The sequence below is a fragment of the Rothia sp. L_38 genome (assembly GCF_050689125.1).
Lineage (GTDB): Bacteria > Actinomycetota > Actinomycetes > Actinomycetales > Micrococcaceae > Rothia.
The window spans coordinates 144,503-166,780 of the sequence record NZ_JBOEQD010000003.1; the positions used below are offsets into that span (position 1 = coordinate 144,503).

A 22,278-nucleotide genomic window follows, 5' to 3' on the forward strand; every position below is an offset into this window, starting at 1 on the left:
AAGCTAGAAGGCATGTCGACATCATCTAACAGCCACAACCTCCCCGCTGAGCCGGGTAAAGCCCCCGTGGGTAACCTGACGCCCGGCGTTGTAGCCCCCATGCGCCCGGTACCGGCGCACATCGTCCGCCCCGAATACGTGGGCAAGCCCGAAGCCAATGAGGGTCAGGGCTCAAACTTCTACACCCCCGAAGAAGTAGAAAAGGTGCGGGCGGCCGGCAAAATTGCCGCCGGAGCCATCGTTGAAGCTGAAAAGATCGCTGTTCCCGGCACCACCACCAACGACATCGACGTCTTGGTGCACGAATACATCTGCGACCACGGGGCCTACCCCTCAACCGTTGACTACCGCGGCTTCACCAAGAGCGTATGTACCTCGCTGAACGAGGTCATCTGCCACGGTATCCCCGACTCCACCGTGCTTGAAGACGGCGATATTCTCAACCTCGACGTAACCGCCTACCTGCACGATATGCACGGTGACACCAACCGCACCCTGCTCGTTGGGGATGTGGACGAAGAGTCCCGCCTGCTGGTTGAGCGCACCGAAGAGGCCCTGAACCGCGCCATGAAGGCGGTACGCCCCGGCCGCGAAATCAACGTCATCGGGCGCGTCATCGAAAAGTACGCCGCCCGCTTTGGCTACGGCGTGGTGCGTGACTTTACCGGTCACGGTGTGGGCCGTGAATTCCACTCCGGCCTGATTATCCCCCACTACGATGCGGCCCCTGCCTACAACACCGTCATCGAAGAGGGCATGATTTTCACCATCGAACCCATGCTCACCCTGGGCACCATCGAATGGGATATGTGGGAGGACGACTGGACCGTCGTCACCCGCGATCGCAAGCGTACCGCCCAGTTTGAACACACCATGGTTGTCACCGCCGACGGCGTGGACATCCTTACCCTGCCCTAAACACCATCACTCTCAAAGGAGCGCTCATGACTGACGCAGTCACCCCCGAGGTCCCGGCACCTACCGCAGCTGACCTGGTTATCGGTATCGATATCGGAGGCACCGGTATGAAGGGCGGTATCGTTGATATCCGCACCGGCCAGCTGGTGGGCGAGCGCTTCCGCATCCCCACCCCGCAGCCTGCCACCCCCGAGGCCTGCGCATCTGTGGTCCGTGAAATCGTTGATGAGCTGCAGGGCCGTGAGCTTGCTCCCCTGCCCGATGCGGCTATCGGTATCGACTTCCCCGCCATCGTGAAGAACGGCGTTACCCTTTCTGCTGCGAATGTGCACGAGTCCTGGATTGGTGCTGACCTTGAGGGCATCATGAGCGAGGCCCTGGGCGGACGTACCGTCTACGCCCTGAACGACGCGGACGCTGCCGGCCTGGCCGAGGCTACCTACGGCCAGGGTAAGGACAAGGACGGCCTGATTGCCGTGATTACTCTGGGCACCGGTATCGGTTCAGCCCTCATTATCAACGGCCAGCTGATTCCGAACACCGAGCTGGGTCACCTTGAGATTGACGGCCACAACGCCGAATCTCGTGCATCAGCCCGTGCCCGTGAAATTCACGAGCTGTCCTGGAAGAAGTACGGTAAGCGTCTGCAGCGCTACTTCTCCCACGTGGAGTTCCTCTTCTCCCCCGACCTGTTCATCATCGGCGGTGGCATCTCGAAGAACCCCGAGAAGTTCATGCCCTACTTTGAGGATGAAATCCGCACCCCCATGGTCATGGCCCAGCTGCGGAACAACGCTGGCATTGTGGGTGCTGCCCTGTGGGCTGCTGGCCACCCCAGCGAACACGAGCGCCGCGCCGCCGCCCAGGGCTAGGCGCCGCTAGCTCCTAAAAATAAGGACGCCGCCCGCGCACCTTTCTTGCCGTAAGGCAGAAGGTGGGTGGGCGGCGTCCTTTTTTCTGGAGCTAGAGCAGGGTAGGCTGCTCCCCCTCGTCCGCCCCCGCCTCGCGCAGCGCTGCGATAGCCCGCTCAAAGTCATCGAGCGACTCAAAAGCCTGATAGACGCTAGCAAAACGCAGGTAAGCTACGGTATCAAGCTTAGACAGGGGCTCAAGAATAGACAGCCCTACCTCATGGGCGTCGATCTCAGCAATACCCTTCGCACGAATCGCCTCTTCGACTTCCTGCGCTAGCTTAGCCAGGTCGTCCTCCCCCACGGGGCGCCCCTGGCAGGCCTTACGCACGCCAGAGACAATCTTGGCCCGGTCAAAGGGTTCGGTCACGCCGCTTCTCTTGATTACCGAAACAGCTGTGGTTTCGACGGTGGTGAACCGCTTGCCGCAGTTGCTGCACTGGCGGCGGCGGCGAATTGCTGAGTTGTCGTCGGTAGTGCGCGAGTCAACTACCTTTGAGGTGGAATTACGGCAGAAGGGGCAGTTCATGTGGTTCCTCCGGTGGGTACCTTATTTGGTCTGGCCGGTACGCGCGGTGATGGCTTCACCGTGGGCGGGTAGGTCTTCGTCCTGGGCAACAGCAACAATGGCATCGCCAATTTCAGCCAGGGCACCTTCGCTGTAGTTGATGAGCTGAACAGCCTTCATAAAGACGGTGGTGTTCAGCCCCGATGCGTAGGCAGCTGAACCGCCGGTGGGCAGGACGTGGTTGGAGCCGGCCGCGTAGTCGCCCAGGGGCACCGGGGAGTAGGGGCCAATGAAGATAGCACCGGCGTTGCGCACCCGACCGGCCACCTCTTCTGCCTTCTCGGTATGGATTTCGAGGTGCTCTGCTGCGTAGGCGTCGGCTACCGCGATTGAGGCTTCGAGGCTGTCGGTGAGCACCACGCCGGACTGGGGGCCGGTCAGGGCAGTGGCCACGCGCTCGCTGTGTTTGGTCGCAGTTGCTCGTTGGTTGATGGCGTCCTGCACGGCGGCGGCGAGGGTTGGGCTGTGAGTAATGAGGACGGACCCGGCGTTGGGGTCGTGTTCGGCCTGGGAGATCAGGTCGGCGGCAACGTAGTCGGGGTTGGCGGTGTCGTCGGCGATGACGGCGATTTCGGTGGTTCCAGCCTCGCCGTCCACACCCACGACGCCCTGCAGGGCCCGCTTGGCCATGGCGACAAAGATGTTGCCGGGGCCGGTGATGGTGTCGACGGGTTCAAGAACCTCACCGGCGTCATCCAGTCCGTAGGCCATAGCACCCAGGGCACCGGCGCCGCCGATGGCCCAGACTTCGGTAATGCCCAGCAGCCCGGCTGCACCCAGGATGGTGGGGTGGGGCAGGCCGTCGAATTCTTTTTGGGGCGGGGTGCAGAGCACGATAGAGCCGACGCCCGCTGCCTGGGCGGGTACAGTGTTCATGATGACCGATGAGGGGTAGACAGCCAGGCCGCCAGGCACGTACACGCCGGCGCGGCGCACGGGGGTCCAGCGGTTGGTGAGGACGGCCCCGGGGGCAACTTCGATGGTCTGATCGGCGGGGCGCTGGGCGGCGGCAAAAGCGCGGGTGCGCTCGATGGCGATTTCTAGGCCCTTGCGGACGCCCGGGTCAAGGTTCTCGACCGCCCGGTCGATAGCGCTCTGCGGTACGCGCAGGGCGCCCTGCTCTACTCCATCGAAACGGGCGGAGAGTTCTCGCAGGTAGTCAGCGCCGCGGTCCTGTACGTTCTCGAGGATTTCGTGCACGGTGGTGAGCGCATTGCCCACGAACTCTGTGGTCTGGCGCGGGACGATACGGCGCAACTCTGCGTAGGAGTGGTTGCTGCCGCGCAGGTCGATGGTGCGCAGGGTGAAGTCTGCAGATGCAGTTGAGTTCTGGGTGCTGTCTGTTGTGCTCACTCTTTGATTTTAACGCGGCCGTCAAGCCGCAGCGGGTTAGGCTAGTGGGTTTTCCGGCTGGTGAGATTCTGCCGCCTTGAGTTTTTCTGCCACGGCCTGCCAGCCGGGCGAACGCTTACGAGCAGGCAGGGACTCAACCACGGTGAGATAGGACTCCGCGATGAGCTCGGCTAGCAGCTCACCAGCCACATCTGGGTGGGGTACGAGACTGTACCAGTGGGTTTTGTTCATATGCCAGGCAGGGCACGCCGCCGGGTGGGTTTCGATGATAGCTGCAACGTCGGCGGGGTGGGCTTTGAGGTTGACCAGCTGGGTGCCGTCCTTCTCAGCTAGCACCATGAACCACTTGCCGCCCACGCGGGCAGCTTCGGCGTCGCTGCGGGAGGTGAAGCGGTAGAGCTCGGTTGCGGGCAGAGCCAGGGCGGACGCGGACGCCGCCTCGTAGAGGGCGCGGGAGGTGGAAAGGGGCATGGACCCCAGTTTAGTACCCCCGTTAAAGTGCAAGTGCCGCTGCAAAAAGCAACGGCACATGCACTTTTCCGATGGCAGCGACCTTACAGGGCAGCCTTGATCTCAGCTGCGCTCGCCGTCGGTGAGCCTACCTCGACCAGGCCGCGCTCGGTTACCGCCAACAGAGTGGGGTAATGGTCCACGCCCAGCCCCAGCACCTGCTGCTGCTCGGCAGCGGCGCGGGCAGCGACGTCCGCGTCCTTCAGGGCCACCCGGACGGACTCAGCATCCACACCTAGGCGCTCAGCGGCAAAATCATAGGCAGCCTCGTTCGAGAGGCTCAGCCCCTCCCCGTAGAAAGCGGCCTGCAGGGCCGAGACAGCTTCCAGGGCGCGGTCTTCACCTGCTACCTGGCGCAGGGCCATGAGCCCGCGGGCAGCGTCGTTCGAGTCCATGACGGTTGACCCTTCCGCCAGCATAGCCTCGTAGCCCTGCCCAAATTCCACCCCGATCAGGGCCGAAATACGCGCATTAGCGGCGGGGATATGGCCGTACTGGCCGATGGGGACGCTGCGGTCGCCGGTGAAAAGAGCACCGTGACGCACAGTTAGGCTTACCTCTGGGTCAGCCGCCAGCTCCCGCACGGTCGGACCAAAGCCGTAGCACCAGCCGCAGTAGGTATCGAGCACATAAACGAGTTCGCGCATACCGTTCCTCTCCCTTCTCGCGCCTGCTAGCCTACTTGCCCTGGGCTGCAGCTTCGTCGGCGGAGGCGACGGTGAAACGGGTGCCAACATGGGCAGGGTTTTCGATTTCGTCAATGGTGGCGACGGCGAAATCCTGGGTTGAGACGAACATGCCGGCGGGTACATCTAGCTCAGTGCGGTAGTCACCGGTGCGAGCACCGGGGGCGATCATGGGTGAGGGGGCCAGGACGGTCCAGTTCAGGTCGGACGCTGCACGGTAGTCGCCCAGAATCTCAGCGAAGGTCTTGGCTTCGGGCAGGTACTCTTCGGGGAAGTCGGGGCTCTCCAGCAGCAGGCCTTCCCCGGCATTCAGGGAACCGGCACCGCCAACAACCAGGAAGCGGCCGGTGGGGGCTGCTGCGATGAGGGCGCGGTGGGCGGCGATAGCTGCGGAGTAGTCGTCGCGGCTAGCAACGGAGATGACGGTTGCCTCGGATGAGTTGATGACCTCTACCAGGGCCTCGGTGTTGGCCAGGTCGAGGGGCAGGGTGCCTGCTGAGCCGCTGCGGGTGTAGCTGGTTACCTGGTGGCCGCGGTTCTGTGCTTCTGCAACGATTGCTGAGCCGACCATACCTGCTGCGCCGATCACTGAGATGTTCATGGGGTTTTCTCCTTGAAGAGTTGGTTTTCTGTATCGAACAGTTCTATAGTATGTTTTAGAAACCAATTACCTCAAGGTAACTATTAGAAGATTTTTAAAAAAACTTTCAGAAAGGCCCACCGTGGCATCATCGACCCAGGTCAGCGCGGACGTCCGCCCCACCTCCCAGCCGGCAGCAGAGCAGCTGCCCGCCAACGTCCTCGACCAGAACTGCCCCTCACGCACCGTACTGCGCCATCTCACCGACCGCTGGACTCCCCTGATTGTCACCGTACTGGCAGACGGTGCGCCGGTACGATTCAAGGACCTCAAAACCACCATCCAGGGCATCTCCCCCAAGGTTCTCACCGAGACCCTACGCTCCATGGAACGCGATGGGCTACTCACCCGACACATCACCGCCAGCGTTCCCCCGCGCGTGGACTACCAGCTCACCGACCTGGGGCTGACCACCGTTGAGCCGCTCACCGCCGTCCGCCTCTGGGCAGAAACCCACCTGGAAGAGGTGCAGGCCAACCGCGAGCGCTACGACGCCGCCCAGGCTCTCTAACAAACACCCTTTAACAAAGAATGTGCCGCCCGATTCCGAGCGAAGGAGTCTTACTCCCCCGCTCGATAACAGGCGGCACATCCGGTGCTTCTTAGCTACCTAGAGGTCCAGGCAGGCCGGGCCCAACAGCACCTTAAGATCACCAAAGAGGGCCGGGTTGGGGTTGACCCGAAGGTCTGCACCTAGCCTAATAAGCAGGCGCTTGGTGCGGGTGGTCATCGCGATGCGCACCTCTGATTCACCCTTGTGATTCCGCAAAATATCGCGCAGCTGGCCCAGGGTCTCCTCGGTCGCCTTGTACTCGGGAATAGCGATAGTGACCGGACCGCCAGTGCCGTCTGCTGAAATCTCGGGGATATTCAGCTCCTGGGCGCTCAGGGTCACCGACCCGTCATCACGGCGCTGCAGGCGGCCCTTGATGGTACAAATCAGGTCTTCGGCCAGCACACCGGCAATCGGCTCATAGGCGCGGCCAAAGAACATGACCTCGATAGAACCGGTGCGGTCTTCCATCTCGATACGGGCGTAGGGGTTGCCCGAGTTCTTCGCGATACGGCGGGAGACGCTAGTGATCATGCCCGCGATAGTTACGATCGCCCCATCAGGCTTGACCGAATCCTCAGAGACCAGCCCCTGAATCGTAGAGTCTGACAGCGCATCAAGGGCATCTTCGAGACCGCGTAGGGGGTGGTCAGAGACGTAGAGGCCCAGCATCTCGCGCTCAAAGTTGAGCTTATCGCGCTTCTCCCACTCGGGGACGTCCGGAATCTGTACCGCCAGCTCGTTCGCCGGGTTATCGTCGTCCAGCCCCAGCCCGCCGAAGAGGTCGAACTGACCGGCAGCCTCCTGACGCTTAACCGAGACGGTCGCGTCGATAGCCTCTTCGTGAATCATGGAAAGCGGACGCCGGTCGTGCCCCAGCGAGTCAAAGGCACCGGCCTTGATGAGGGAGTCCACGGTGCGCTTGTTACAGACGACAATCGGCACCTTGGCCAGGAAGTCGTTGAAGTTCTCGTAGCGGCCCTTTTCTTCGCGGGCATCGACCATAGCAGAGACCACGTTGGCACCCACGTTACGGATAGCGCCCATGCCGAAGCGGATATCGTCGCCCACAGGGGTGAAGTTCAGGGCCGACTCGTTCACATCGGGCGGCAGCACCGTAATCTTCATGTGGCGGCACTCGTTCAGGTAGAGGGCGAGCTTGTCCTTGTCATCGCCCACCGAGGTCAGCAGCGCTGCCATGTACTCCTGGGGGTAGTGGGCCTTCAGGTAGGCCGTCCAGTAGGAAACCAGACCGTAGGCCGCCGTGTGGGCCTTGTTAAAGGCGTAGTCAGAGAAGGGTAGCAGAATATCCCAGAGGGCCTTCACCGCCCCTTCGGAGTAGCCGTTATCGAGCATGCCCTGGTGGAAGGTGGCATACTGCTTATCCAGCTCCTCCTTCTTCTTCTTACCCATAGCGCGACGCAAAATATCTGCCTCACCCAGGGAGTAGTTAGCGACCTTCTGGGCAATCGCCATAACCTGCTCCTGATACACGATCAGGCCGTAGGTGGTATCGAGAATCTCCGCCAGGGGCTCTTCGAGCTCCGGGTGGATGGGGGTGACCTCCTGCAGACCGTTCTTACGCAGGGCGTAGTTGGTGTGGGAGTTCGCACCCATGGGACCGGGGCGGTAGAGCGCCAAGACCGCTGAGATGTGCTCAAAGTGGTCAGGCTGCATGAGCTTGAGAAGCTGGCGCATGGGCCCACCATCGAGCTGGAAGACACCCAGAGTATCACCGCGAGCCAGGAGCTTATAGGACTCGGCGTCATCCAGTTCCAGGGTTTCAAGGTCCAGGTCTTCGCCGCGGTTGAGCTTAATGTTCTCAATCGCATCCGAGATGATGGTCAGGTTGCGCAGGCCCAAGAAGTCCATCTTAATGAGCCCTAGCCCTTCACAGGTGGGGTAATCGAACTGGGTGATAACCTGGCCGTCCTGCTCACGGCGCATGATGGGGATAACGTCAATCAGGTCGTGGCTCGACATGATGACGCCCGCCGCGTGCACGCCCCACTGGCGCTTCAGACCCTCGATACCCTTCGCGGTCTCAAAGACCTTCGAAGCATCGGCATCAGACTCGATGAGGTCTCGCAGCTCCTGGGCGTCGTTATAGCGCTTGTCCTCGGGGTTGTAGACGTTGGCCAGGGCAATGTTCTTGCCCATGACGTCCTCGGGCATGGCCTTGGTCAGGCGCTCGCCGGTGGAGAAGGGGTAGCCCAGCACGCGAGAGGAGTCCTTGAGGGCCTGCTTAGCCTTGATGGTGCCGTAGGTGACGATCATTGCCACCTTGTCTTCGCCGTACTTCTCGGTCACATAGTGAATCACTTCAGAACGGCGGCGATCATCGAAGTCCACGTCGAAGTCGGGCATGGAGACGCGGTCGGGGTTGAGGAAGCGTTCGAAGATCAGGTCGTGTTCCAGCGGGTTCAGGTCGGTAATACGCATGGCGTAGGCAACCATGGAACCTGCACCCGAGCCACGACCCGGGCCCACACGGATGCCGTTCTCCTTGGCCCAGTTGATAAAGTCAGCAACCACCAGGAAGTAGCCGGGGAAGCCCATCTGCGAGATGATGCCCACCTCGTACTCGGCCTGTTTGCGCACCTCATCGGGCACACCCTTGGGGAAGCGGTAGTGCAGGCCGCGCTCAACCTCTTTGACGAACCAGGATTCCTCGTTTTCGCCCTCGGGCACGGGGAAGTTGGGCATGTAGTTGGCCTTGGTATTGAACTCCACGGAGCAGCGCTCGGCGATTTCCATGGTGTTGTTGCAGGCCTCGGGGTAGTCGCGGAAGAGCTCGCGCATCTCAGCCGGCGACTTGAGGTAGAAGTTATCGGCATCGAACTTGAAGCGCTTGGGGTCCTGCAGGGTGGAGCCTGACTGCACGCACAGCAGCGCGGCGTGGGCCTTGGCGTCCTCTGCGTGGGTGTAGTGCAGGTCGTTGGTGGCAACCAGGGGAAGGTTCAGTTCTTTGGCCAGCTTGAGCAGGTCGGCCATGACGTTCTTCTCGATATCAAGCCCGTGGTCCATGAGCTCGCAGTAGAAGTTTTCCTTGCCGAAGATGTCGCGGAAGTCGCTGGCTGCCTGCATGGCCTCCTTGTATTGGCCCAGGCGCAGGCGGGTCTGCACCTCACCCGAGGGGCAGCCGGTGGTGGCGATTAGGCCCTTACCGTAGGTCTGGAGTAGCTCCCGGTCCATACGCGGCTTATAGAAGTGCCCTTCAAGCGAAGCCAGAGAGGACGCCCGGAACAGGTTATGCATGCCCTGGGTGTTCTCTGCCCACATGGTCATATGGGTATAAGCACCACCACCGGAGACGTCATCGCGCCCGCCCTCACCAAATTTCACGCGGGTGCGGTCCTGACGGGCAGTACCCGGGGTCAGGTAGGCCTCCACACCGATAATGGGTTTAACCCCGGCGTTATTGGCCTTGTTCCAGAAATCGAAGGCACCAAAGAGGAAGCCGTGGTCGGTGGTTGCCAGGGCATTCATGCCCAGCTGCTTCGAGTGCTCAAAGAGGTCGGTTAGACGGGCAGCACCATCGAGCATGGAGTACTCGGTGTGCACGTGCAGGTGGGTGAAGTCGGTGTTAGCCATGCGGGTTGCGTCCTTAGCGTCGGGCTCTAGAAGTTGCCCTCACGCAGGGTATCGAGAGCGTACTGAAGGTCAGGGGTGTAGGGGCTTTCGAACTCCACCTGCTCGCCGCTGGTGGGGTGGGTGAAGCCCAGCCGGTGGGCATGCAGCCACTGACGGGTCAGCCCCAGGTGGGCGCTCAGAGTGGGGTCGGCCCCGTAGGTCAGGTCACCGGTGCAGGGGTGACGCAAGGCCGAGAAATGCACACGAATCTGGTGGGTGCGGCCGGTCTCAAGGTGTACTTCAACCAAGGAAGCCGGGCCAAAGGCTTCAAGTACTTCATAGTGGGTAATGGCCGTCTTACCGTCCTCGTTGACCGCGAACTTCCATTCGCTGCCGGGGTGGCGGCCGATGGGGGCATCAATAGTGCCCTTGAGCGGGTCGGGTAGCCCCTGCACCAGGGTGTGGTAGACCTTGGTGACGGTGCGGTCCTTGAAGGCGTTCTTCATGACCGAGTAGGCTCGCTCGTTCTTGGTCACAACCATCAGCCCCGAGGTGCCTACGTCTAAGCGATGCACAATCCCCTGACGCTCAGCAGCACCGCTGGTGGCAATATCAATCCCTGCGTGCTTCAGCGCCCCGACAACCGTAGGGCCGTGCCAGCCCATCGACGGGTGGGCAGCAACACCGGTGGGCTTATCAACCACCACGATGTCGTCATCCTGGTAGACAATCGAAAAGCCATCAACCTGCTCAGCCTCAATCTGCGTTAGATCACGCGGCGGGGCGCCCGCAGCCTGCACGGTCATTCCCTCAAGCAGTTTGGACGAAGCCTTAGCCTTCACTCCCCTGCCCTTGGCATCGAGAAGCTGAACCTCGCCGTCCTTAACCCAGCTACTCACCGTTGTGCGCGACTGGCCGCTCAGCTCAGCGAGCAGGGCATCAAGCCGGGTACCGGCCTGGTCGGCTCCTACCACAAATGTCAGTTCAATCTTCTGAGACACTAGACCCCCACCTCGTTCTTCTTTGCCTTATCGGATCGTACTTCACGCTGACCGTCCATGCGGTAGCCCAGAAAAGTCAGCAGAACAATCGCCGCCATTGATACACAGATAGCGGCATCGGCAATATTAAAAATCGCAAAATTCGGTACAGAAATATAATCGACCACATGCCCGATGCCGAAGCCAGGTTCCCGGAAGAGGCGGTCGTGCAGGTTGCCCACAATGCCCCCTGCCAGAGTTGCCAGCAGAATAACCCAGGGTAGGGTCTTAGCCCGCACCACCAGGGTCAGCGCCACCAGGGCGCCCACCGTTGAGATCAGGGTAAATAACCAGGTCGACCCCTCACCCATAGAGAAAGCGGCACCCGGGTTCAGGTAATAACGCCGCCAAAGCAAGCCGTCGATCACGGTGATGGTCTGCCCCACGGTCATGGTGGTCTCTACCAGGTGCTTGACCCACTGGTCAGCCCCGTATACCAGGGCAAAGAGGGCCAGGGCTAGCAGGGCCTTAGCCACCCCAGAAATCGTACGAACCGGCACCAAAACTGTGCCCTCCTGCTGGGTTTTAGCCACCGTACTCCCTGCCTTCAAACATCAAAAACTGCACACACCAGCTTATCGCGTTCGGCACCCAGCCGGTACCGCGGGGCGGTATCTTAAACATCTCAGGCGGCCCCTCTTACCGAGGAGCCGCCTGAGCGTATTGAGGCTACCGCCTAAACACTAGGAAAGCCTAGGAGTTGTTGCTGAAAACCCCGTTACGCTGGCCAAACGCGCCGAAGCCCTGGGACTGTGCTGCCGCTGCGGCGGGAGCGCCCTCAGCCTTGGGTTCAAGAGCGGGGGTCTCTTCGAGGGTGGTCAGCTGCTTGTTCAGGTAATCGCGCAGGGAAGTGCGGTACTGGTTCTCGAAGGAACGCAGCTTGGCAACAGAAACCTCGAGGTCGCTCTTGGTCTTTTCCAGATCGCCAAGCACCTGGGTCGACTTCTGCTCAGCTTCAGAAACAAGCTTGGCGGCTTCGTCACGACCTTCGGTAATCAGGCGTTCACGCTCGCGCTTGCCCTCGAAGACGTAGTCATCGTGAACCTTCTGGGCCATAGCCAGCAGGCCGGTGGCGCTAGAGGGTGACAGAGTGGGCTCAGCGGCGGCAGGTGCTACTGCCGGAGCAGGAGTTGCCGCAGCGGGCTGAGAATCAACGACGATTTCAGCCTCGGCCAGGGCACCGCCCTGCTGCTGGGCAGGAGCCAGTGAAATCTTCGCCTCTGCCTCTTCAAGCTGGCGCTTGAGGCTAGCATTCTCGGCGTTCAGACGACGCAGTTCAATGACAATCTCGTCAAGGAAATCGTCAACCTCTTCAGGGTTGTAGCCTTCCTTGAACTTAGTCGGCTGGAAGCGCTTATTGATTACTTCCTCAGGCGTGAGTGCCACGATCATTCACCTCTATTTTCTAAAAATCTTTATGCTTTGGCCCGTAGTGTTCCCGGTGCGCAGTATGTGCTGGAGTCAGGCGCATGAAGCTCGAACTTTCAGCGCGCTAAAAGTTCGGGTAGTCCCCTATTTACTACAACACAAAATTACCTGGCAAAGGGGCACTACGCAACACTCTAGAGCGAGTTATGTGTGAGCCACTGGTCACGTCACCACTTGAGGGGACAATTCCCAGCCTACTGACGAGCAGGCTCCAAAAGCCAGGGGAAGCACTCACCCACGGGCAGGCGTCCGCACCACCGGCACTACACTGAAAGGTTATATGCCAGACTGGTCAGCATAGAATAAGCAAACCAAAGAGCCATCAACAGAATCATGAAGCCCAGATCCAGGGAGATACCGCCCAGGTTAATGGGTTTAATTAGGCGGCGGGCAGCATTCATGGGCGGGTCAGTGACCGCATACACAAACGATGCAATTACCAGCACTAGACCCTTGGGCCGCCAGTAGCGGGCAAACATCTGCACCCAGTCGAGCACCAGGCGAATCATGAACACAACAATCAGCAGGTAGGCCGCGATGGCCAGCAGTGCAAAGAGATAGCCCACTGCGGTTTAGGCCTGGTTGAAGGGGGTGACGTCGTCGCTGTCCAGAGCTACCGGAACCTCGGTACCCTCAGCACCGAGAACCTCAAGGTTAGCGGGGGTCAGCAGGAAGACCTTGTCGGTCACGCGCTCGATGTGGCCGTTCAGGGCAAAAGCCAGGCCGGCAGAGAAGTCGATGAGACGCTTGGCGTCGGTATCGCCCATGTCGGTGACATTCATAATCACGGGGATGTTCTCACGGAAGGACTCACCGATAATCTTGGCGTCGTTGTAGGAGCGGGGGTGAATGGTGGTGATACGGCGCAATTCTTCGCTGCTTTCTTCGGAGAAGGAGGGGGTCAGGGCGGTTGAGGTATAGCTAGGTGCCTGCTGGCGGGTACCGGGGAAGTCCCAGTCGGTGCTGGTGCTTTCGGCCTGCTCAAGAAGCTGGTCGTCAGCCTCGGCTACAGAAACGCTGCCGGAACCTGCTTCGGGAGCGGACGGACGGCGGGAAGCATCGGGGGTAATTCCCAGCAGGATGTCACGGTCAGCAGTTGATGAGATGTGAGCGCGACCTTCGGCAGGAGCTAGCTCATCGGTGTAGTCATCGTACTGATCATCTGCCTCAAAAACGGTTTCTTCATAAATCGTCTCTGGGCGGCGCTGGGGCCGATCTGTGTGCTGGGCTTCATCTTCAACCTGGCCAAGGCCCAGGTAGGCCATTGCCTGGTGTAGTGTGCGAGCCATTTTTACCCTCCCTTTGAGTAGCCTGTCCGCCGGTTGACGGGGCTTACAAACCTCTGTTCCTATCAACCTTTTACGGTACCAAAAAGTTGCCTGTCTTTCTCGAAGACAAGCCCAAGGGAAACTTCAGTATTCCCGGTGAATTATGAGCGTCTGCCCTTAGTGGGCCGGGCGGGATCCCATAATCGAGGAGCCAACCCGCACCGAGGTAGCTCCCCAGCGTATGGCCTCAGCCAGGTCGTGGCTCATACCCGCTGAGATAGTGGTGGCCTCGGGGTAGTGTTCCAACAGCTGCTGGGAGTAGCCGTGCAGTCTCTCAAAGGCGACTGCGGCGTCCTGCCCCAGCGGGGCAACCGCCATGAGCCCGCCCAGGGTGAGGCCCGGCAGGGAGCTAATATGGTCGGCAAGGGCCAAAATCTCGGTGGGGTCTACTCCCCCGCGCGCGCCCAGGGCAGCCTGCCCGGCGGTAGCTTCAACGGTGGTATCGAGCCCTACCTGGATAAGGCAGCGCAGACCACCCTGTGCCAGTGCTGCCGGGGCGTCCGCCTCGCCGTTCTCATAGCGGGCCACGCGATTGACGTAGGCCTTAGAGAGGGCATCGGCAAGCTGGGGGCGGTCAACCGACTGCACCTCGTGCGCGTACTGCACCACAGACTTAGCCTTGTTGGTCTGCAACTGGCCGATAAAGGACCAGCGCAGCGGGTCATCGCTGCCCGTGTAAGCGGCCAACTCACGAGCCTTGCCAGCGGCCTCTTGGTCGCGGTTCTCGCCCACAGCGCGCACACCCGAATCGTACAGGGCGGCGGCATCTGAGGCCGGGAAAAACTTAGTAACCACAATCAGCTCGGGCAGGGGGGACGAGGCAGATCGGGCGCCGCTCATATCTTCCGCAGCGTCCTGAATGCGGGCCTGCACTTCAGACAGGCGCTCGCTCAGTTCTGCACGGCGTTCGGGGCTGTAGGTCAGGGTCATATTTTCATTCCTTAGAGCGGGCATCTGGGTTACAGGTGGGAGGGGCAGGGCACCTCAGTGGCCAAAGGGCCAGCTTCTACCCAGACCAGGCCAGCTATGCGCCCGGCAGGCTCCTGCTTCTGGGTATGGCCGCGGTGCGAGAAGAGGTGCTCATGTTCAAAGGTACAGGCCGCAAGGTCGCTATGCACGCGGGTTACCTGCGGCAGCGAAGCGAGGACGGCGCGGGCCCCAGCAGGCAGGTCAAGGCCGGGGGTACCCCAGGAGGTGCTGGAATAGACCTGAGGAATCAGCTCAGCAGATTCCTGCCGCATGGCCTCAGGAACCTCGTAGCAGCGTCCGCAGATTGAGGGGCCAATCCAGGCCTGAATATTCTCGGCACCGTTCTGTGCCATGGCCTCAACCTGGCGTTGAATCACTCCATCGAGCAGGCCCCGCCGCCCGGCGTGGGCCACGCCCAAGACCGGCTGGCCCGTTACAGCGTGCTCCCCCACAAAGACCAAGGGAATGCAGTCAGCCACCATAATGGCCAGGGGCCGCCCCTCACAAGAGACGGCAGCATCGGCGACCGGTGCAGTATCGAGAATCTCTTGAGGGTTAAGATCCTTCTCGGTTTCGGTGCTAAGCCGGTCTGAGGCGTCCGCATCAAAGACCACGGTGCCGTGCACCTGGTTGAGGTAGGTAAAGCCGCAGGACGCGCCTTCCCCCAGCAGCGCTTCTTCAAGGGTCTGCCGGTGGGCCAGGGTCTGGTCAAGGTCATCGCCCACGTGCAGACCCAGGTTACCGGCAGCAGCCGATGTGAAGGCTACATTGACCCGGGCACCATTCGCCAGGGTTACTAGCCGGTGGGAGAAAAGAGCGTCGCCCATGGGCCTTGCCTACCTTTCGAAAAAGTGCGGGAAATGCTGAAGGGGTGAAAGCTAGATCTAGCTTTCACCCCCTCTCGGCCTTTAGACGGGTAGTTTTCCGTCTAGGGTGTGGGTCTGAAGTTTTTACTTCAGGAAGTCGGGCACATCGAGGGTGTCACGACGTGCTGACTGGGAGTCCTCAACAACGGGGGGCAGGTCAACGTCGAAGCCGGCGTTGGTGGGAACGTCATTGCCGCCCTTGTTCCAGCTGTTACCTGCTGCGGGTGCTGAACCGAAGCCAGCGCCTGCGGCGGGAGCTGCTGAAGCGCCACCGAAGTTCTGCTGGGTACGAGCAGCCTGGTTAGCGGCGGGGTTGGTGTTGTTGGAGTTGGTTTCGGGGTTGACCGAGTCAAAGCCTGCGGCAATAACGGTCACGCGAGCCTCGTCACCCAGAGCGTCGTCGATGACGGCACCGAAGATGATGTTGGCGTCGGGGTGGGCAACTTCCTGAACCAGGCGGGCAGCTTCGTTGATTTCGAAGAGGCCCAGGTCTGAACCACCCTGGATGGAGAGCAGGACGCCATGAGCACCGTCGATGGATGCTTCCAGCAGGGGTGAGGCGATAGCCAGTTCGGCTGCCTTGACGGCGCGGTCTTCACCGGAGGCTGAGCCGATACCCATGAGAGCTGAACCTGCACCCTGCATGACGGACTTGACGTCTGCGAAGTCGAGGTTGATCAGGCCGGGGGTGGTGATCAGGTCGGTGATGCCCTGGACACCGGAAAGCAGAACCTGGTCTGCTGACTTGAAGGCGTCGAGCATGGAGACGTTGCGGTCTGAGATGGAGAGCAGTCGGTCGTTGGGGATAACAATTAGGGTGTCGACCTCGTCGCGCAGTGCGGCGATGCCGGTCTCTGCCTGGTTGGAGCGGCGACGACCTTCGAAGGTGAAGGGACGGGTAACAACACCGATGGTCAGTGCGCCCAGAGAACGAGCGATGCGGGCAACGACGGGAGCGCCACCGGTACCGGTGCCACCACCTTCACCTGCGGTCACGAAGACCATGTCGGCACCCTTAAGTACCTCTTCGATTTCCTGTTCGTGGTCTTCTGCTGCCTGGCGTCCAACGTCGGGGTTAGCGCCTGCGCCCAGGCCGCGGGTCAGTTCGCGACCTACGTCGAGCTTGACGTCTGCATCAGACATGAGCAGAGCCTGGGCGTCGGTGTTGATCGCAATGAATTCAACGCCACGCAGACCAACCTCAATCATGCGGTTGACAGCGTTGACGCCACCGCCGCCGATACCGACGACCTTAATGACTGCCAGGTAGTTCTGGGGAGTTGCTGTATCCATGGATTCCCTACTAATTTGTGCCTTGTTTCAAACCAACTCAACCTTAGAGTGAAAGTTGAGATTGGAGTAAACCTATTGTTTCAATCAATGAAAGAGTATCAACTTCACCTTGCAATGTCGCCCTCGTTTCACCCATGACCTTATTTTTCTCAGAAAATATCAAGGTCAAGAAGGAACTTCAGGTAGAAGTTGAAACTATTTTACGGTGGGGACGAGGGGGCTTGAGACATCGTAGGTTTCTACGGCCTGCTGGCTGCCCACCGAGTCCATAAGCTGGACTAGAACCTTAGCTTTAAGGTCGCTGTCTTCCGGGGTTCCCCAGACTACCTGCGTCCCGTCCACCATTTCTAGGGTAATGGTTGATGCAGAGTCAGCCTTAGCCTCAGATACCTGAGACAAAATCGAGGTCGGCAGGGCCGCCAGCACACCGGTTACGGTACTAAAAGCAGCCGATCCCAGAATATCCAGACCTCCGGCAACCAGCGGAACGCCGGCGTCCTCAACCGACGCTGCAGTGCCCAGCTGCACACCCTCATTGTCGACCAGCACGAAGCTACCCTCGTTCTCCACCACAGCCACGGGCACCCGCTCATGCAACTGCACTACCAGCTCGTGGGGCGGATTCGCCTGCAGGGTCACCCCGTAGAGTACGTTCTCGTTACCAATCAGAGAAGCAACCTCAGACTCGCTAATGCGGGTCATGGGCACCCCCTGGAGCTGGCTCAGCTGCTGCTGCACAGTAGCCTCATCCAGCAAAGAAGCGCCTTCTACCGTAATCGTCCGGGTAGCCAGCAGGGGCGAGAAGAAAACAACCCCCACAAAAATCAGGGTAGCGAGCACCAGAGCGCCCGCCCCGTAGGCCCACTTCTTCCAGCTACCGGCTGCCCGACGCTTGGGGCGCAGCTGCACGGGAGCAGAAGGCAGACTCTGAGGCTCGCTCTGCCCGCTCTGCCGCTCCTCTTCCTGGGCCTGGCGCCACTGGGCAAAACGGCTGTTTTCAGAGATATCCACCAGGTTATCGCCAGCCTCTGGTAGCTGGCTCACCTTAGCGGAGTTCAGGCGAATACGGGGCTTCTTTTCATCGGCCACTAGAGCGCAGCACCTTCACGGGCAGAAAGCTTCTCTACCAGCACCCGGCCCAGGGCGGTCACGTCACCGGCACCAACCGTCATGATGATATCGCCGGGCAGGGCGGCGACTACGACAGCGTCAATCGCCTGGTCGGTGCTCTCAGCGTAGTGCACCTCGGAGAAACCGGCCTCGGTAATGAGATGGCTGGTCACCCCCTCCATGGGCTTCTCGCGGGCAGGGTAGATATCGAGCACGTAACTACGATCAGCCTGAGACAGCGATTCAGCGAACTCGGTAGCGAACTCCTTGGTGCGGGAGAAGAGGTGGGGCTGGAAAATCACGTAGAGGTTATGCCCGGCAGCGACCGTACGGCCGGTTTCCAGGGCGCGGTGTACTTCGGTGGGGTGATGGGCATAGTCATCAAAGACCTTGACCCCGGCAGCTTCACCGCGCAGGGTAAAGCGGCGGTCAGTACCCGAGAAGTGGGCCAGCGCCTTCACAGCCTCTTCGGGGCTGGCACCTGCCAGCAGGGCACAGACAAAGGACGCCGTAGCGTTGAGCTGGTTATGAATGCCGGGTACCGGCAGGGTCAGGGTAATCTGCCCCGCGAACTGCTGGCCGCCTACGGTGAAGTCCCAGACCAGGTTTGAAGAGCAGTCGGTTCCTTCAGAGGTGATACCGGTCAGGCGAACCATAGCACCCTCCCCCTCACCATAGGTGACAACCTGCACACCGGCGTCCGCGGCCTGAGCAGCGAGGGTGGCGGCACCGGCATCGTCAGAGCAGGTCACGAAGACACCGCCGGGCGCCATAGAGGCGATAAAGCGGTTGAAGGCCTCGAAGACCCGCTCGTTCGTGCCGTAGAAGTCCAGGTGGTCGGGCTCAGCGTTGGTAATAACCGCAATCTCGGGGCGGTAGCGCACAAAAGAGCCGTCGGATTCATCGGCTTCAGCCACGAACCAGGAGTTCGGGCCGGACGCCCCCAGGTGGGCGTTGGTGTTATAGCCGGCGATGGTAGAGCCGACCGCAAAAGAGGGGTCCAGCCCCAGGCCGTCTAGCATCACCGAAATCATGGATGAGGTGGTGGTCTTGCCGTGGGTACCGGCAACCGCGATCACCTTGGAGTCGCGCATGGTCGCCGCCAGAGCTTCAGAGCGGTGCATCACGCGCAGGCCGCGGGCCCGGGCAGCAGCGAGTTCGGGGTTATCTTCGCGAATCGCGGTTGAAATCACCACGGTATCGATGCCCTCGATATTCTCGACAGCCTGGGGCACCGATACCCGGGCACCCAGCTCTCGCAGGCTATCTACAGCGGCGCTCTCAGCCTGGTCAGACCCGCTCACGGTCATGCCAGCGCGCAGCATCAGCCGGGCGATAGCCGACATGCCGGCCCCGCCAATACCCACAAAATGCACCCGGCCCAGGTCGGCCAGGGCCGGACGCTCGGGGAAGGGAGGGTTGAGGGGTGCGGGAAGGTCGATTGAAAGATCCATTAGTGAGGTGCTCATACGCGGGCCGCCTTCAGTACTTCGTCTGCCATAACCTGCGCAGCATCGCGGATGCCGTGCCGGTAGGACTTTTCTGCCATGTCGGTAAGTTTATCGGTGTCTGCCAGCAGGGCCGGTACATTCTGGCGGAACCAGCTAGCGGTGAAATCGGAGTCGTCAACCAGCAGGGCTGCCCCGGCAGCCACCAGAGAGCGGGCGTTGAGTGCCTGCTCGCCGTTGCCGATGGGTAGGGGAACAAAGATAGCCGGTAGGCCCACGGCAGCGACCTCGCTGACGGTTGCCGCACCAGAGCGCACAATCATAAGGTCAGCAGCCGCGTAGACATCTTCCATAGAGGTAATGAACTCAACCTGCTGGTAGCCGGGGGCGGAGCGGAGCTGGCCAGACTCGTCCTTAACCGCCTTGTCACGGCCAGTGATGTGCAGTAGCTGGTAGCCTGCCGGGCCAATCTCGTCGATGATTTCGGCAACTGCCCGGTTAAGGCTCAAGGCTCCCAGAGACCCACCGGTGACCACCAGGGTGGGCAGAGCCGGGTCAAGGCCCAGACGCTCCCGGGCAGCGCCCTGTTCAGAGGCGCGGTCGAGGTCGGCGATGTTCTGGCGCATAGGCATACCCACGGTGCGGGCGCCAGCAATTGGGGTATCTGGGAAGGCGGTAGCTACCAGGGCTGCATTCTTCGCACCCACCTTGTTGGCGAGGCCGGGCTTGGCGTTGGCCTCATGAATTACTACGGGCACGCCCAGCTTACGGGCTGCCAGGTACATGGGGGTGCACACGTAACCGCCCACGCCCACCAGGACGTCCGCCCCGGTGTCGGTCAGAATCTTCTCGGCCTGCTTGAGCGAGGCCCGGAACCGGCTGGGGAACTTGATGGCGTCCAGGTTGGGGCGACGGGGGAAGGGCACTTTAGGGATAAAGCTGATGTCGTAGCCCGCTGCCGGTACGAGCCGGGCCTCCATGCTGTTTTCAGTGCCGACGGTCATGATGGTGACGTCAGGCTCGCGCTCCTGCAGGGCTCGGGCGATAGCCAGCATGGGGTTAATATGCCCGGCTGTGCCGCCGCCTGCCAGCACGACAGTGGGTGCGTGGGTCATCAGGTTTCACTCCCTTAGTGTTCTGTTTCGCCCCTTAGTTTACGCGGATTGGGCCACAGACACATCTTGAGCCCCCTGGCCGTGAGCCACCTTACCCCCCCCTTAGTGCTCCTCGGGGAGCTTGCGGGCTTTGCGGATAGTGCGCAGGCCAGCGGGCAGTTTTTGCTCCTTGGGGGCAGGAGCTTGCGGCTCGGTGGTCTGCGGCTTAGCTGCGGTGGCGGGCGCAGCCGGGCGGGCAGGGTGCTTGGGCTGAGCCGCAGTGGTGCGGGTGTGAGCCTGCTGCACGCTCGCAGAGGGGCGGGCTCCGCTGGCCGAGCTGGAACGTCGGGCCATAGCGGCCTCGGCGCTGGCTTCAGCTGACAGGGGGCTTGACCGGCGGACGGTCTGGGCGGACGGACGCGCGGTAGCTGCCGAGGGACGAACGGTGCGCGCACCCCCCTGGGCGCGTTGAGGGGCGGACGCCGCAGGTTGGGCAGAGCCACGCCCATCGACGAGGGCACCCAGGCGGGTGGTGAGCTTATCAAGAGTCCAGCCGGTGCCGTCTGGGTCAGCTGCGATAACAGCCTGCTCCCGTTCAGCGATACGGGCCAGGGCAACGCGACGGGCGGCGTCCTTTTGCATCTTACTATTGGCAATGCCGGTACGCTCCCCCACAATCGGGTTAAGGGGGGTCTGCCGGGCAAAAGCGATCAGAATTCCGATACCGGTCAGTGACGACACCAGGGCGGAACCACCGGCAGAAATAAAGGGCAGGGGCACACCGATGACGGGCATCAGCCCTACCACCATAGCGATGTTGAGCAGAGCCTGGCCGGCGATCCAGGTGATGATGCCAATGGTGGCGTAGCGGATAAAGAGGTCAGAGGAGCGCAGCAGGATGCGCATAGCGCAGTAGATCAGGGCTGCGTAGAGTAGCAGCACGGCAATAGCACCGATCAGGCCCAGTTCTTCACCGACCACCGCGAAAATATAGTCGTTGTGGGCCTCAGGCAGGTAGTTGTACTTCTGCCGGGACTGGCCCAGGCCCACACCCCAGAGGCCACCGGTAGCGAGCGCTGCCAGGCCAGAGTTGGCCTGGTCGCAGGTCGCCTCAACGCAGTCGCGCCAGAAAGCAAAAGTGTTAAAGAGGCGCTCGATGCGGTTGGGGCTGATGGCTACCATCATGATGGCGGCCAGAGCACCCAGGCCCGCACTAATCGTCACTAGCCCGCGGGAGGGGCGGGCTGCCAGGAAGATTGCGCTGAAGAAGAGGGCGTAGATGAGCACCGTGCCCACGTCGTGGCCTGCCAGGATCAGGGTGACAATCAGGCCAAAGCCTAAGAAGGCAGGAACGAGCCCCTTGTAGGAGGTCTGGGCCAGGGTCCCGCGGTCGATGTGCCCCTGACGGGAGTAGACCGAGGCCAGCCAGAGAATCATGATGGGCTTGGCGAACTCTGAAGGCTGGATCGAGAAACCTGCGATGTTGATCCAGTTACGGTTACCGTTGACGGTGGTACCCACAAAAATTACGGCGATGAGCAGCAGGGCTGCGATTCCCAGCAGGGAGTGCACTGCCCAGGGCCGTCGGTACCAGGTGACCGGCACCAGATAACCCACGAGCACCATTGAAACGAGACCCAGTACCGCGAACATACCCTGGGAGCGGGCCTGGCTGAAGGCACCTGCGCCCGATGAAATCTGCTCCACGCTTGAGGCAGAGAGCACCATCATCACACCAAAGAGGGTGAGCACGGTGGCGGTCACTACCAGCACAATCGGTACGTCGGTCAACACCATAGAGCCCAAACGTACCTGGGCGTTCTCCCAGGTGGTTCGGGACTTCTCCCACGCACGCCGAATCAAGCCAGGACGCTGCTGTGACCGGGGTTCTGCTGCCAGGCTCATAGTCTTTTCGCTTCTCTTCTCTCGGGTGAGGACGCCCCACCGTAGGTGCGGTTAAAGGTGAGGGAGGGTGGGAACCAGTAGCTAC

At 61.1% G+C, this 22,278-nt stretch carries 21 protein-coding genes; 3 read left to right on the forward strand and 18 right to left on the reverse strand.

Annotated features, from left to right (window positions below):
* Positions 1–12 precede the first annotated feature (12 nt).
* Positions 13–918, forward strand: coding sequence for a type I methionyl aminopeptidase (gene map, locus ACRCJM_RS03225; protein WP_237195367.1), 906 nt, complete (start codon positions 13–15; stop codon positions 916–918).
* 26 nt (positions 919–944) lie between these two features.
* Positions 945–1,790, forward strand: coding sequence for a polyphosphate--glucose phosphotransferase (gene ppgK / locus ACRCJM_RS03230; protein ID WP_185173136.1), 846 nt, complete (start codon positions 945–947; stop codon positions 1,788–1,790).
* Positions 1,791–1,881: 91 nt separating this feature from the next.
* Here the strand turns inward: ppgK and nrdR are convergent, their stop codons facing one another.
* The 5 genes from nrdR to ACRCJM_RS03255 form a co-directional block, all read right to left on the reverse strand.
* Positions 1,882–2,358: a transcriptional regulator NrdR gene (gene nrdR / locus ACRCJM_RS03235; protein ID WP_135011358.1), complete on the reverse strand. Its 477-nt coding sequence runs from the start codon at positions 2,356–2,358 to the stop codon at positions 1,882–1,884.
* A gap of 21 nt (positions 2,359–2,379) precedes the next feature.
* Complete coding sequence (gene hisD, locus ACRCJM_RS03240; RefSeq protein WP_431463780.1) at positions 2,380–3,750, reverse strand: histidinol dehydrogenase; 1,371 nt, start codon at positions 3,748–3,750, stop codon at positions 2,380–2,382.
* Positions 3,751–3,786: 36 nt separating this feature from the next.
* Positions 3,787–4,221, reverse strand: coding sequence for an MmcQ/YjbR family DNA-binding protein (locus ACRCJM_RS03245; RefSeq protein ID WP_237185421.1), 435 nt, complete (start codon positions 4,219–4,221; stop codon positions 3,787–3,789).
* Positions 4,222–4,304: 83 nt separating this feature from the next.
* Positions 4,305–4,907 carry a DsbA family protein gene (locus ACRCJM_RS03250; protein ID WP_431463781.1) on the reverse strand — a complete coding sequence of 201 codons (603 nt, stop codon included), beginning with the start codon at positions 4,905–4,907 and terminating at the stop codon, positions 4,305–4,307.
* 31 nt (positions 4,908–4,938) lie between these two features.
* The gene (locus tag ACRCJM_RS03255) at positions 4,939–5,547 is read right to left on the reverse strand and encodes an NAD(P)-dependent oxidoreductase (RefSeq protein WP_431463782.1); all 609 of its coding nucleotides are present in this window, start codon (positions 5,545–5,547) and stop codon (positions 4,939–4,941) included.
* A gap of 121 nt (positions 5,548–5,668) precedes the next feature.
* Between ACRCJM_RS03255 and ACRCJM_RS03260 the strand changes: the two genes are divergently transcribed.
* The gene (locus tag ACRCJM_RS03260; RefSeq protein ID WP_431463783.1) at positions 5,669–6,097 is read left to right on the forward strand and encodes a winged helix-turn-helix transcriptional regulator; all 429 of its coding nucleotides are present in this window, start codon (positions 5,669–5,671) and stop codon (positions 6,095–6,097) included.
* Positions 6,098–6,196: 99 nt separating this feature from the next.
* On the opposite strand, the gene dnaE is transcribed toward ACRCJM_RS03260, so the two are convergent.
* From dnaE to ACRCJM_RS03325, 13 genes are all read right to left on the reverse strand, one after another.
* Positions 6,197–9,733, reverse strand: coding sequence for a DNA polymerase III subunit alpha (gene dnaE, locus ACRCJM_RS03265; RefSeq protein WP_237185425.1), 3,537 nt, complete (start codon positions 9,731–9,733; stop codon positions 6,197–6,199).
* Positions 9,734–9,759: 26 nt separating this feature from the next.
* The gene (locus ACRCJM_RS03270) at positions 9,760–10,713 is read right to left on the reverse strand and encodes an RluA family pseudouridine synthase (protein ID WP_431463784.1); all 954 of its coding nucleotides are present in this window, start codon (positions 10,711–10,713) and stop codon (positions 9,760–9,762) included.
* Entirely contained in the window at positions 10,713–11,285 is a 573-nt protein-coding gene (gene lspA, locus ACRCJM_RS03275; RefSeq protein ID WP_431463785.1) for a signal peptidase II, read from the reverse strand. The genes ACRCJM_RS03270 and lspA overlap by 1 nt, the downstream gene beginning before the upstream one ends.
* A gap of 160 nt (positions 11,286–11,445) precedes the next feature.
* The gene (locus ACRCJM_RS03280) at positions 11,446–12,138 is read right to left on the reverse strand and encodes a DivIVA domain-containing protein (RefSeq protein WP_431463786.1); all 693 of its coding nucleotides are present in this window, start codon (positions 12,136–12,138) and stop codon (positions 11,446–11,448) included.
* A gap of 305 nt (positions 12,139–12,443) precedes the next feature.
* Positions 12,444–12,746: a YggT family protein gene (locus tag ACRCJM_RS03285; RefSeq protein WP_431463787.1), complete on the reverse strand. Its 303-nt coding sequence runs from the start codon at positions 12,744–12,746 to the stop codon at positions 12,444–12,446.
* A gap of 6 nt (positions 12,747–12,752) precedes the next feature.
* A complete protein-coding gene (locus ACRCJM_RS03290; RefSeq protein WP_431463845.1) occupies positions 12,753–13,250 on the reverse strand; it encodes a cell division protein SepF in 498 nt (165 codons plus the stop codon).
* Positions 13,251–13,625: 375 nt separating this feature from the next.
* Positions 13,626–14,438 carry a YggS family pyridoxal phosphate-dependent enzyme gene (locus ACRCJM_RS03295; RefSeq protein ID WP_431463788.1) on the reverse strand — a complete coding sequence of 271 codons (813 nt, stop codon included), beginning with the start codon at positions 14,436–14,438 and terminating at the stop codon, positions 13,626–13,628.
* A 29-nt stretch (positions 14,439–14,467) separates the two neighbouring features.
* Positions 14,468–15,304, reverse strand: a complete 837-nt coding sequence (locus ACRCJM_RS03300; RefSeq protein ID WP_431463789.1) for a polyphenol oxidase family protein — start codon at positions 15,302–15,304, stop codon at positions 14,468–14,470.
* 123 nt (positions 15,305–15,427) lie between these two features.
* A complete protein-coding gene (gene ftsZ, locus ACRCJM_RS03305; RefSeq protein WP_237185432.1) occupies positions 15,428–16,636 on the reverse strand; it encodes a cell division protein FtsZ in 1,209 nt (402 codons plus the stop codon).
* 195 nt (positions 16,637–16,831) lie between these two features.
* The gene (locus ACRCJM_RS03310; protein ID WP_377126336.1) at positions 16,832–17,725 is read right to left on the reverse strand and encodes a cell division protein FtsQ/DivIB; all 894 of its coding nucleotides are present in this window, start codon (positions 17,723–17,725) and stop codon (positions 16,832–16,834) included.
* The gene (gene murC / locus ACRCJM_RS03315; RefSeq protein WP_431463790.1) at positions 17,725–19,215 is read right to left on the reverse strand and encodes a UDP-N-acetylmuramate--L-alanine ligase; all 1,491 of its coding nucleotides are present in this window, start codon (positions 19,213–19,215) and stop codon (positions 17,725–17,727) included. Before murC ends, ACRCJM_RS03310 begins: the two co-directional genes overlap by 1 nt.
* Positions 19,212–20,309, reverse strand: a complete 1,098-nt coding sequence (gene murG / locus ACRCJM_RS03320; protein WP_431463791.1) for an undecaprenyldiphospho-muramoylpentapeptide beta-N-acetylglucosaminyltransferase — start codon at positions 20,307–20,309, stop codon at positions 19,212–19,214. The genes murC and murG overlap by 4 nt, the downstream gene beginning before the upstream one ends.
* A gap of 102 nt (positions 20,310–20,411) precedes the next feature.
* On the reverse strand, positions 20,412–22,193 hold the full coding sequence (locus ACRCJM_RS03325) for an FtsW/RodA/SpoVE family cell cycle protein (protein WP_431463792.1): 1,782 nt from the start codon (positions 22,191–22,193) through the stop codon (positions 20,412–20,414).
* Positions 22,194–22,278: the final 85 nt, after the last annotated feature.